The sequence below is a fragment of the Paraburkholderia sp. GAS82 genome, from assembly GCF_050436285.1.
GTDB lineage: Bacteria > Pseudomonadota > Gammaproteobacteria > Burkholderiales > Burkholderiaceae > Paraburkholderia > Paraburkholderia phenazinium_B.
This window is the reverse complement of the sequence record NZ_JBNDLX010000011.1, coordinates 166,705-178,096: the sequence shown is the minus strand read 5'-3', so window position 1 is coordinate 178,096 and position 11,392 is coordinate 166,705. Positions and strand designations below refer to the sequence as shown.

General features: G+C 60.7%; 11 protein-coding genes and 1 pseudogene. 7 read left to right on the top strand and 5 right to left on the bottom strand.

All coding sequences use genetic code 11. The features are described 5' to 3' along the window. Positions 1 to 31: 31 nt before the first annotated feature. The 3 genes from rhaS (at position 32) to P3T17_RS30175 (ending at position 3,627) form a co-directional block, all read left to right on the top strand. Complete coding sequence (gene rhaS, locus P3T17_RS30185; protein ID WP_122158912.1) at positions 32 to 1,039, top strand: rhamnose ABC transporter substrate-binding protein; 1,008 nt, start codon at positions 32 to 34, stop codon at positions 1,037 to 1,039. Between the two features lie 389 nt (positions 1,040 to 1,428). Then, positions 1,429 to 2,736 (top strand): MFS transporter, encoded by a 1,308-nt coding sequence (locus P3T17_RS30180; protein ID WP_429285726.1) that lies wholly within the window; start codon positions 1,429 to 1,431, stop codon positions 2,734 to 2,736. Positions 2,737 to 2,802: 66 nt separating this feature from the next. Then, on the top strand, positions 2,803 to 3,627 hold the full coding sequence (locus tag P3T17_RS30175; RefSeq protein WP_429410187.1) for an NAD-dependent epimerase/dehydratase family protein: 825 nt from the start codon (positions 2,803 to 2,805) through the stop codon (positions 3,625 to 3,627). An 89-nt stretch (positions 3,628 to 3,716) separates the two neighbouring features. Here P3T17_RS30175 and P3T17_RS30170 read toward each other — a convergent pair. Together P3T17_RS30170 and P3T17_RS30165 are read right to left on the bottom strand one after the other, a co-directional pair. Continuing rightward, a pseudogene (locus P3T17_RS30170) lies at positions 3,717 to 4,446 on the bottom strand (hypothetical protein). A gap of 153 nt (positions 4,447 to 4,599) precedes the next feature. Continuing rightward, positions 4,600 to 5,550: a GlxA family transcriptional regulator gene (locus P3T17_RS30165; protein ID WP_429410185.1), complete on the bottom strand. Its 951-nt coding sequence runs from the start codon at positions 5,548 to 5,550 to the stop codon at positions 4,600 to 4,602. Between the two features lie 139 nt (positions 5,551 to 5,689). On the opposite strand from P3T17_RS30165, the gene P3T17_RS30160 reads away from it, so the two are divergent. Next, a complete protein-coding gene (locus P3T17_RS30160; RefSeq protein WP_074268752.1) occupies positions 5,690 to 6,499 on the top strand; it encodes an SDR family NAD(P)-dependent oxidoreductase in 810 nt (269 codons plus the stop codon). Between the two features lie 90 nt (positions 6,500 to 6,589). On the opposite strand, the gene P3T17_RS30155 is transcribed toward P3T17_RS30160, so the two are convergent. The 3 genes from P3T17_RS30155 to P3T17_RS30145 form a co-directional block, all read right to left on the bottom strand. Continuing rightward, on the bottom strand, positions 6,590 to 7,456 hold the full coding sequence (locus P3T17_RS30155; RefSeq protein ID WP_429285723.1) for an aldo/keto reductase: 867 nt from the start codon (positions 7,454 to 7,456) through the stop codon (positions 6,590 to 6,592). A gap of 40 nt (positions 7,457 to 7,496) precedes the next feature. Then, positions 7,497 to 7,661, bottom strand: coding sequence for a hypothetical protein (locus P3T17_RS30150; protein ID WP_254369102.1), 165 nt, complete (start codon positions 7,659 to 7,661; stop codon positions 7,497 to 7,499). A 219-nt stretch (positions 7,662 to 7,880) separates the two neighbouring features. Then, positions 7,881 to 8,462, bottom strand: coding sequence for a TetR/AcrR family transcriptional regulator (locus P3T17_RS30145; protein ID WP_074268750.1), 582 nt, complete (start codon positions 8,460 to 8,462; stop codon positions 7,881 to 7,883). 261 nt (positions 8,463 to 8,723) lie between these two features. Between P3T17_RS30145 and P3T17_RS30140 the strand changes: the two genes are divergently transcribed. From P3T17_RS30140 to P3T17_RS30130, 3 genes are all read left to right on the top strand, one after another. Next, positions 8,724 to 9,734: a LysR substrate-binding domain-containing protein gene (locus P3T17_RS30140; RefSeq protein WP_429410182.1), complete on the top strand. Its 1,011-nt coding sequence runs from the start codon at positions 8,724 to 8,726 to the stop codon at positions 9,732 to 9,734. A gap of 135 nt (positions 9,735 to 9,869) precedes the next feature. Continuing rightward, complete coding sequence (locus P3T17_RS30135) at positions 9,870 to 10,805, top strand: LysR family transcriptional regulator (RefSeq protein WP_074268748.1); 936 nt, start codon at positions 9,870 to 9,872, stop codon at positions 10,803 to 10,805. Between the two features lie 152 nt (positions 10,806 to 10,957). Further along, entirely contained in the window at positions 10,958 to 11,389 is a 432-nt protein-coding gene (locus tag P3T17_RS30130) for a MarR family winged helix-turn-helix transcriptional regulator (RefSeq protein WP_074269486.1), read from the top strand. Positions 11,390 to 11,392: the final 3 nt, after the last annotated feature.

Genomic DNA, 11,392 nt, shown 5'->3' with positions numbered 1-11,392 from the left:
AACGTCCGATTATCTAGCCAGGAGACACTTCATGTTCAAACCCCTACGTCAGGCCGGAGCCGTCGCGCTCTGCGCCACGCTGCTGGGCATCAGCCTCGCGGCCGGCGCGGCCGATCTCAAGAGCGGCCTGAAGATTGCATTCATCCCGAAGCAGATCAACAACCCGTACGAGGTGATCGCCGATAACGGCGGTATGGCCGCGATCAAGGAATTCGGCGGCGTCGGCAAGGTGGTGGGGCCGTCGGATGCGGGCGCTTCGTCGCAGGTGCAATACATCAATACGCTGATCACGCAGCGCCAGGATGCGATCGTGATCGCCGCCAATGATGCGAACGCGGTGGTGCCTTACCTGAAGAAGGCGATGTCGCAGGGCATCAAGGTCGTCACGTTCGACTCGGATACGGCGCCGGAAGGGCGGCAACTGTTTGTGAATCAGGCCAACGCAGAAGGCATCGGGCGTGGGCAGGTCCAACTGGTTGCGAAGCTGATGGGCGGCGAGGGCGAGTTTGCGATTCTCTCGGCTACGCCCAATGCAACGAACCAGAACACCTGGATCAAATGGATGCAGGAGGAGTTGAAGAAGCCGGAATACTCGAAGATCAAGCTGGTGAAAATTGCCTACGGCAATGACGATGACCAGAAGTCGTTCGTCGAGACTCAGGGTCTGCTGCAGGCTTACCCGAATCTGAAGGCGATCGTTGCGCCGACGACGGTAGGCATTGCGGCGGCGGCACGCTACATCTCGACGTCGTCGAGCAAGGGCAAAGTGGATGTGACCGGCCTGGGCACGCCGAACCAGATGCGCGCGTTCGTCAAGAACGGCACCGTGAAGGCGTTCCAGTTGTGGGATCCGAACCAACTCGGGTACCTCGCTGCCTATGCCGCTGCGGCGCTCTCATCGGGGACGATTACCGGCAAGGAAGGCGAGTCGTTCGACGCGGGTAAGCTCGGCAAGCGCACCATCGGGCCGCAGGGCGAAATCATTCTTGGACCGCCGACCACGTTCGATTCGAGCAATATCGACAACTTCAATTTCTAACGCGCAAGCGTCAGGAAGAGGGCATGCGGTTGTGCCTGGCAAAACGCCCTTCGGGGCGTTTTTGCTATCGGAAGGAACTATTTATGAACCTTGCAAAGTTGTTTGGCAAAAATACATTGCGGGTAAACACCCGGTCGGCTGTTTGATCGCCTAAATCGCCTATAAAATCTGTCAAATAAGACGTAAATATAACCAAAAATAACGATTGGCCCTGAGCGTAAAATCATTCAACTTCAATGTTGCTTGACAACTATTCCCCCGGTTGATTATCTTGGCGTCCATGGTGCGACGCTGCATGGTGGTGCGTCCGCGGTGCGATCCGCGGCAAGCAGACGCCGCACACCAAATTAAACAGCACGTCAGCACACGGCGGCACTCCGGAGGAGCAAATGGGCAAGGTTAGAGGCATGCGCTGGTGGATGATTGGACTCGTTACCTCGGGCCTGATCGTCAACTACATTGCGCGCAATTCGCTGGCGGTGGCCGCGCCGGAAATGAACCGGCTGCTGAGCATTTCGACCGCGCAGTACTCGTATATCGTCGCGTCGTTCCAGGGCGCGTACATGATCATGCAACCGGTGGCTGGCTACGTGCTCGATGTGGTCGGCACCAAGATCGGCTTCGCTCTGTTCGCCATCGCGTGGTCCGGCGCCTGCATGCTGCACGGCGCGGCCAACGGCTGGATTTCGCTCGCAGTGTTTCGCGGCATGCTCGGCCTGACCGAAGCGGCCGGCATCCCCTCCGGCCTCAAGGCCACCTCCGAATGGTTTCCCGCCAAAGAGCGTTCGATTGCTACGGGCTGGTTCAACATCGGCTCGTCGATCGGCGCGGTGATCGCGCCGCCGCTCGTCGTCTGGTGGGTGCTGCATGGCAACTGGCGTATGGCGTTCGTGTCGATCGGCGTGCTTGGGCTTGTGTGGAGTGTGCTGTGGCTGCTGCTGTACCGTGCGCCGAAAGATCAGCCACGCCTGTCCGATAGCGAGCGCGATTACATCCTTGAAGGCCAGGAAGCGCAACACAAGACGGCGACGGCAACCCGCCCGTCCTGGCGCGCTATCGTCAAGCGCCGCGCGTTCTGGGGCATCGCGATTCCGCGTTTTCTCGCCGAACCGGCCTGGCAGACCTTCAATTTCTGGATTCCGCTCTATATGGTGAGCGTGCGTCACATGAATCTGAAAGAGATCGCGATGTTCGCGTGGCTGCCGTTCCTCGCGGCTGATATCGGTTGCGTGCTGGGCGGTTATCTCGCGCCGTGGTATCAGAAGCACTTCAACACCTCGCTGATCACCTCGCGCAAACTGGTGGTCGTGACGGGTTCGTTGTGTATGATCGGACCTGCCTGCATCGGTCTGGTGACCAGCCCGTATGTCGCTATCGCGCTGTTCTGTATCGGCGGGTTTGCGCATCAGACGCTGTCCGGCGCCCTTTACACTCTCGCTTCCGACGTGTTCGGCAAGAACGATGTCGCAACTGCCACCGGCTTGACGGGCATGGCCGGTTACGCCGGCGCCACGCTGTTTTCGCTGGCGGTGGGTGTGCTGGTGGCGCTGGTCGGTTATGACCCGCTGTTTGTCTCGCTCGCCTGTTTCGATCTTATCGGGGCCGTCGTAGTATGGCTCGTGTTGAAAGAACCGGCCGAGCCGCAGCAGCGCGCCGCCGATGCAGTTCCGCGCGGTGCCGACGCGGCACGCGCATAAGCAACCGCTACCTCTGTCCGGCCACGGCCTGCTGGATGGCGGTGGCAGAATCGGAGAAGTCGCAGGATGAGCAATCAGCAGGAATCGACGGGTAAGCCGTTTAAACGGCTTTTGTTGACCGGCGCGGCCGGCAATCTCGGCCGGCAGTTGCGCGGCGCGCTGGCGCAATGGGCGGATGTGGTGCGTCTGTCCGATATCGCGCCAATGGGCGAAGCGACTGCGCACGAAGAGCACGTCGTGCTCGATCTTGCAGACCGTGCAGCGGTGGACGCGTTGCTCGAGGGCGTCGATGCTGTCGTGCATCTGGGCGGCATCTCCACGGATGCGCGCTTCGACGATCTTCTCGAAGCGAATATTCGCGGCGTCTACAACCTGTACGCCGCGGCGCAGAAGCATGGCGTGAAGCGCGTGCTGTTTGCGAGCTCTAATCACGCAATCGGTTTTCATACAACCACGTCTGTGCTCGATGCGGATTCCCCGCTGCGTCCGGATAGTCTGTACGGCGTGACGAAGTGCTTTGGCGAATCGCTGTCGCGCTACTACTTCGACCGCTTTGGTCTGGAGACGGTCTGTATGCGGATCGGTTCCTCGTTCGAAGCACCGAAGAATCCGCGCATGCTGGTGACCTATCTGAGCTACCGCGACTTTATCGAACTGGTGCGCTGCTCGCTGTTCACGAATCGCGTGGGGCATGCGATTGTGTACGGCGTGTCGAACAACCGGGTCTTGTGGTGGGATAACAGCAAGGCTGCGTTTTTGGGTTATCGGCCGCAGGACAGTTCCGCCGAGTTCGATGGGTTGTTTCCGGTTCAGGCGCCGACTGAGGAATTCGACGATCCCGCGCAGCAGTTTCAGGGTGGGATGTACGTGGTCGGGCTGCCGCAGTCTTGAGTCGATTCTCGGGTAGCGCTGCCGGGTAGGCGACGGTGGCGAGGCAGTTCTGTGCCGTCACCGCCGCCTCACCGGTATCCTCTGCGCTTTCAAACCGCTAAGGCTTCCTCACTATAAAACGGATAGTCGGTATAGCCGGCTTCCGTGCCGCCGAAGAAGGTCGGGCGATCGTACGGATTCAGCGGCAGCTTGTCACGCAGACGCGCAGGCAGATCCGGGTTGGCGATGAAGTCCCTTCCGAAGGCAACCAGGTCCGCGTCGCCAGCCTTGACGATAGCCTCGGCCGAATCGCCCTTGAAGCCACCCGCCGCGATAATCGTGCCTTTGTAATGCTGGCGGATCAGTTGTGCCGCCACTGGGCGCTGATCCTTGCTTTCATCGTCGACATTCCCCAGCACCCGCGGTTCGATCAGATGCAGGTAAGCCAGATCCAGTTTGTCCAGTTGCTCTGTCACGTAACTGAAAAGGCCAACCGGATCGCGGTCCGACAAATCGCCCCACGAGCCGCCCGGCGTGATAGAGCTGTAGAAAGATCTTGCCACCCTTGGCATGCACAGCATCGGTCACAAGGCGCCAGCCGGCGATCTGGCTGTCGTCGAAGAGACCCGGTGCGCCAAGATAACCGTTGCCATTCGCAGCGGCGATAGTGGCTTCGCTGATCAGCAATGCCCCTTCGGAAGTACGTTGCGCGTAGTATTCGGCCATCAGAGGGCCTGGTTTGGCGCCGTCTTCGGCGCGCATGCGCGTGAGCGGAGCGAGCACCACGCGGTGCGCGAATTCATATGGGCCGACTCGAACGCCGGTAAAGAGTTTGGACATGATTCCCTCTGCTTGAGATCTGGTTTAGCACGGTGGACGTTCCGCCAGGTTTTTGCCTGAGAGTGTGGAAAGTCCGTTGCCTTGACGAGAACTCTATGCCGATCGTGCAGCGGGAAAAACAGGCTCACGTTCCGAACATTGCGGACATGGGTGTCACAAATGGCGCGATTCATCGCCGCGCGAAGCGCGCCGTATCACCTGTGGCGGCTGCCCGAACGCGCGCAGGAACGCGCGCCGCATCCGTTCGCGATCGCCAAAGCCGGTATCGCGCGCCACGACTTCAATGGGATGCAGACCCGACTCGAGCATCAGACGCGCCGCCTCGATGCGCAGATGCTCGACCGCCTTTGCCGGCGATTGGCCGGTCTCCGCCCGAAACGCGCGGCTGAATTGCCGTGGACTCAAATGGGCCGCTTCGGCAAGCTGCTCGACCGACAGTTCGGTATGAAGATTCTGTTTCGCATAGGCGAGCGCCATCTGAATCCGGTCGGAGCGCGGCTCCAGCTCGAGCAGCGCTGAATACTGCGACTGGCCGCCCGCGCGTCGGTGATAGACGACGAGTTTCTTCGCCACCAGTCGCGCGATCTCGGCCCCAGCATCTTTTTCAACGAGTGCCAGCGCCAGATCGATGCACGCCGTCATGCCCGCAGAGGTCCACACCGGGCCGTCGATGATAAAAATGCGGTCTTCCTCCAGCTTCACCGCGGGGTAGTCCTGACGCAGGCGCGCCGCGAAAAACCAGTGGGTGGTTGCGCGTCGTCCGTCGAGCAGACCCGCTTGCGCAAGATTGAACGCACCGGTGCAGGTTGAGCCGATGCGCCGCGAGGTCTGCGCCGAGCGCTGCAAAAAGGCGATCAGTGCTGCGCCGGGTTCGATCACTTCGTTATCGCCGACCACCAGCACGGTATCGAAACGGCTGTCGTCGAATGGCTGCGTCTCGACCGCGAAGCCGGTCGAGGTCTGCACTGGGCCGCCATGCTCGGACAGCAGCACGAACTCATAGAGGGGCTCGCTAGCCGTCACGTTGGCAAATTCAAAGACCGTCGTGACAGCCAGGTTGATGACCTGGAAGCCGCGGTACAGCACGATTCCAATACGCAACATGATGGATTCCCTGGGCGTCGCACCGATGGTCAAAGTGATGTCCTAAAAAGTGGCATCTATGACATTTGAGACTTCCGAGTCTACGCTTAATCTTCGTTCCATGCAGGCCGACATGGGTTGGCGCTAACGGAGAAAGTTGATGAACGACACGACACACAAGGGCACAGCGTTGATTACCGGCGCTTCTTCCGGAATTGGTGCGATTTACGCAGATCGCCTTGCCCACCGCGGTTACGATCTGATTCTGGTGGCGCGCAACCGCGAACGGCTCGACAAGCTGGCTAATCGTCTGACGAGCGCGACGGGCCGTTCGATCGAAGTGGTTGCAGCGGACTTGGGTAACAAGGCCGACGTGCGGCGCATCGAAGAGATTCTGCGCAGCGATTCGAGCATCACGATGCTGGTGAACAATGCAGGGATCGGCGGTGCCGGCCCGCTGCTCGTTTCCGACGTGGACACCATGGAAGCGATGATCGATCTGAACGTCACTTCGCTTACGCGGCTGACGTATGCGATTGCGCCGGCGTTCGTCGCGCGGGGAACGGGCACGATCGTCAATATTGCTTCGATCGTGGCGGTGGCGCCGGAAATCCTGAACGGCGTGTACGGCGGCACCAAGGCATTCGTGCTGGCGTTCAGCCAGTCGTTGCACCATGAGCTGGCGGCGAAGGGTGTCCGCGTGCAAGCGGTGCTGCCAGGTGCGACTCGCACCGAGTTCTGGGACGTCGCGGGCCACCCCGTTGAGAACCTGCCGCAGAGCATTGTGATGAGCGCGGACGATCTCGTCGACGCAGCGCTCGCGGGACTGGATCAGGGCGAACTGGCCACGGTTCCGTCGCTGCCCGATGCGGCCGACTGGGCCGCGTTCGAAGCGGCGCGCGCCGCGCTGGGACCGAACCTGTCCCGCAGTGAGCCGGCTGCGCGTTACGGCGTGAAGAGCGCCGCTTGAAGTACTGCTTGAAGTAAAGGAGCCGCGGTGTTCGCGGCTCCTTTATCCGTGCCCGGGCTTTGCTTGCCGACGCGGCACGGCTTTACGTGATTAGCGCAGCGCTTCCAGTTCAGCGAACTCCCGATCGCTCAGACTGATCTCCGCGGCGGCCACATTCTCGCGAAGATGGGTGCGCTTCGATGTCCCCGGAATCGGCAACATCACCGGGCTGCGCTTGAGCAGCCACGCCAGTGCAATCTGGCCCGCGCTGACGTTGCGTGCGGCCGCCATTTTTTGTAGCGGCGAGTCCGCTTGCGTCAGACTGCCGGCTGCGAGCGGATACCACGGAATAAAACCGATGCCGTGTTTTTCGCAGTGTTCGAGCACGTCCTCGCTAGCGCGATCGGACAGGTTGTAGCGGTTCTGCACCGTCGCGACCTTGAAATACTTCGAGGCAGCCTGAATGTCCTCGACCGATACTTCGCTCAAGCCGGCAAAGCGGATCAACCCCTCGTTCTGCAACGAACGGACTGCATCGAACTGTTCGTCGCGCGGCACCTTCGGATCGATCCGATGCAGTTGCCATAGAGCAATCTGCTCGACGCCCAGATTCTGCAGGCTCTTCTGTAGCCTCTGTCGCAGATGTTCCGGACGGCCATCCGGCTCCCAGCGATCCGGTCCTGGTCGATGCAGCCCGGCCTTCGTCGCAATCAGCAGATCGGTGTACGGATGCAACGCTTCGCGGATGAGCTGCTCGGACACATCGGGGCCGTAAGAGTCCGCCGTATCGATGAAATTCACACCGAGCTCGCGCAGGCTCTGCAATGTGCGCACTGCCTCGGCCGGATGGTCAGGCGGTCCCCAGATACCCGGGCCTGTAATGCGCATGGCGCCGTATCCCAGACGATGGATCTCGACTTCGCCGCCCAGTTTGAAAGTACCCGACGCTTCTGCCGACGGATTGCTCAGATCGCTCATTGCTCGTCTCCTTATGGTGAATGTCGTGAGTCTAAAAGATTTAACGAAACTCAACCGGCGAGCCGTCTTGTTGCCTAGCGTCTGAGGAGGGAAACAGGTGCTCGCCCATAAAGTCCACGAAGACACGAATCTTCGGCGAGAGATGCCGGCCGGAAGGCCATAACGCTCGCAGTACACCGGGATTGCCGGGCAGTTCTTGCAGCACATGCACGAGTGTTCCACGTCGCAATGGTTCGCGTACGGTGAAGCCAGGCACGCAGCTTGCCGGTCGACTGAAAGCGATGCTGCAGGCAGGCGTGGTTCAGCAGATCTTCCGGCGTGGCAGGCGTGCCGCGCTCGGCCAGATACGCCGGCGAGCCGACGATATCTTTACGCATGGCAGGACATCGAGCGCCGCAAATACGGCGGCGCGCTGTATGTTTCTTCAGCGCAGGATTTTCGAAAACAGGACATGCCTGAAACGGACCACCGGCTGCGCGCTGCGTTGTGCCTTGGCGAGCATAAACGCGCCCTGAAGCGAGGCGACGATAAAGCCAGCGACATCATTGCAATCGAAATCCGCCGGCAATTCGCCCGCTTTGACCGCCGACGCCAGGCAGTATTCGAGGCATTGCTGCTGCTCCGCGAAGATCTCCACGACGCGATGGCGAATCGCATCGCTGTAGTCGCTTGCCTCCAGGGCAAATTTGCCGAGCAGGCAACCGTTGCGCGTCTGGTTCACGCAAAGGCGGGAGATGTTCCAGTCGATGTAGTCGCCCAGCCGTTTGAGCGGCGCAAGCGCATCGTTGCGCAGCGTCTCGTCCAGGACCTGGCGGCTATTGGCGAAGTAAAGCTCGAGAACCTCGAGACCGAACGCTTCCTTGGAGGCAAAGTGGTTCGTGAACGACCCTTGCGGAACGCCCGCGGCCTGGACGATGTCACGCACGCTAGCGCCCGCGAAGCCTCGTTCGTGGACAACCTTGAGGCCTTCGGTAAGGATTTTTCCGCGGTGTGAGGGTCTTGGCATGGTCAGGAAATTGTACGGTCGTCCATATTCGGGCGTCAACGGAAACGGCCGCCGGATAAGCCGGAACCTTATCCCGCTGGATACCAGGGGAATCCTTGACATCCATTATGGGTTCAATTTTAATACGGACAGTCGTATTGGTTGGTGGAAAATCGCGAATTTCTATCGTGCGCGCTTATCGTGCGCGGGTTATCGTGCCGCCGGCCTTGCAAACTCTGCCCGGGTAGACGGGCAAACGTCAGAATTCAAAGGGATCGGAATATGGACCGGCTTCAGGCAATGAAAGTGTTCACGCGGGTTGTCGATACGAACAGCTTTTCGCGCGCCGCGGACACGCTGGATCTGCCGCGTGCGTCGGTCACTACGATCATCCAGAATCTCGAGGCCCATCTGAAAGTACGGCTGTTACAGCGCACGACCCGGCGCCTGAGCCTCACGCCGGATGGCGCCGCTTATTACGAACGTTGCGTGCGCATCCTGGCGGACATCGAGGAAACGGAAAGCTCTTTATCGCAGGCGAGAAGGACGCCGCGCGGCAAGTTGCGCGTCGATATGCCGAGCGCGCTCGGCAAGCTGGTCGTGATGCCCAAGATCGACGAGTTTCATGAGCGCTATCCCGACATCGAACTGATGGTGGGCTTCGGCGACAAACCCGTCGACCTGATTCAGGAAGGCGTGGACTGCGTGATCCGCATTGGCACCCTGCAGGACTCGAGTCTCGTCGCGCGACGTATCGGGGTGTTTCAGCGCGTGACGGTGGCCAGCCCGCTTTATCTCGAACAACGCGGTACGCCGCGGACGATCGAAGATCTGCAGGATCATGTCGCCGTTAACTACTTCCTGGGCCGCACCGGGCGCGTGATGGATCTGAGCTTTGGCGTCGACGGGCAAACCGTCGATGTGAAGATGCGCGGCAATATCGCCGTGAACGACGCGGAAGCGTACGTCGCGAGCGGTCTGAAAGGCGTGGGTCTCCTGCAGGCGCCGCGGTTTATGGCGTTGCCTCATCTGCGTTCCGGCGAACTGGTCGAGGTGTTGTCGCAATGGCAGCCGTCGCCGCTGCCGATCTCGGCGGTGTATCCGCATAACCGGCATCTGTCGCCCACGGTGCGGGTTTTCGTCGACTGGGTGGCGGAACTGTTTGGCCGCTGCCCGCTGTTCTCGGGTCAGGAAGATGCCGAACAGCGTTGCCTGCCGACCGTTGCGGCTGAACCGGCCATCCGGCGCAGTGTCCCAGTGGTGGCTGCGGATGATCTGGAGTTGGCGGTCTGAGCTGACGAGCACAGCTTGTCCAGCCGGGCCCAACTATGCGGTAATCTCCTGACGCTCCATTGAGCAAGTTGGCGGCGTTGGCCTGCGGGCCCACGCCGCCAACTGCTCTTCGTCGAGTCCACCACGAGGTGACCTATGGATTATCTGGAGAGTCTGCGAGTCTTCCGTGCCGTCGTCGAATCCAGGAGCTTTACGCGTGCCGCGGACATGCTCGGCCTGACCACGCCGATTGTGTCGCGCTCTATTTCCGGACTCGAACGCCGTCTCGGCAGCCGTCTGTTCAACCGGACTACGCGACAGGTTTCACTGACCGAAGCGGCAGAACACTTCTACGAAGGTTGTGCGCGGATTCTCGACGATCTCGAAGCGCTCGAAGCCGACGCGTCTGCGCAGACCCGCGAGCCGAGTGGCGTGCTGCGCCTCGTCGCGCATACCACCGCCACCGTCAACCGGCTGGTGCCGCTGGTCTCCAGCTTCAAGCTCAAACATCCCAAGGTAAGCCTTGACGTGACGCTCACGGAGCGGCCCGTCGATCTGGTCGCGGACGGCTTCGACCTTGGTCTCGTGCTGCCTTTTATGCTGAGTTCCGACACGGTTGTCACGCGGCTGCTCGAGCGCATGCCGTTCGCCATCGTCGCGACGCCGGATTATCTGAAGCAGCATTCGCGACCGACGCATCCGTCGGAGCTGACCGAGCACATGGTCGTCGTACTCTCGCCGGCGTTTCGCAAGCCCCAGCTAACCTTCCGGCTTGGCGCCGAGGATTTGACGGTACCGCTCAGATACGATATCGCCTCGAATAACGCGGTATTCAACCGGGAGATGGTGCTGCAGGGGTTTGGGATTGGCGTCTTGCCCGCAGGCCTGGCCCAGGCCGAGCTGTCTGGCGGACGACTGGTAGGCATTCTCGAAGAATTCGAGCTCATCGATGCCGTGGTCGATCTGCGGCTCGCGTATAACACGCGCACGCTGTTGCCTGCCAAGGTCAAGGCGTTTGTCGAACACGCGGCGGAGTTCTTTGCCGATGTGCTGGCCGTCGAGGCAGCATCGGATCTGAAGGGCAGGGCATAGGTCGGACGATTTAACCGTAGGCCGATAATCGGGCTGACGCTGACGCGCCCAGCCAGCCCAAGCCGCTTGCCGACCGGATTCTTGTCGCAATCACAACAATCAGATGTGCCCAGGAGATTGCTCCGGCAAGTCTGCATCTCTAATCTGTGCACATGCACACATCACCCGAAAACGACGACTGCTTCGCGATCCGGCAAGCCGCCCGCCATATCTCCCAGCTTTACGAGCGGCATTTGTCTGAAGCAGAAGTCACACCGACGCAGTTCAGCATCCTAACCGCGTTGCGGGACGGCGCGAGCCTGACGATGCTCGAACTCGCACAGGCGATGGTGATGGATCGAACCACGCTGGTACGCGCGCTCAGGCCTTTGCTTCGAAACGGTCTGATCGCCAATGAACCGGATGGACAGGGCGCCCGGCGTCTGCAACTGGTGCTGACCGCCTGCGGTCGCGCGAGGCTGGATGAAGCGATGGTGCATTGGCTGGCCGCTCAGGACGAGTTTGAGCGCAAGTTTGGACCGCAGCAGGCTGCCATGCTCCGACGCGAACTGTTCCGTCTGACCCGCGACGTTTCGAAGGCTTAAAGA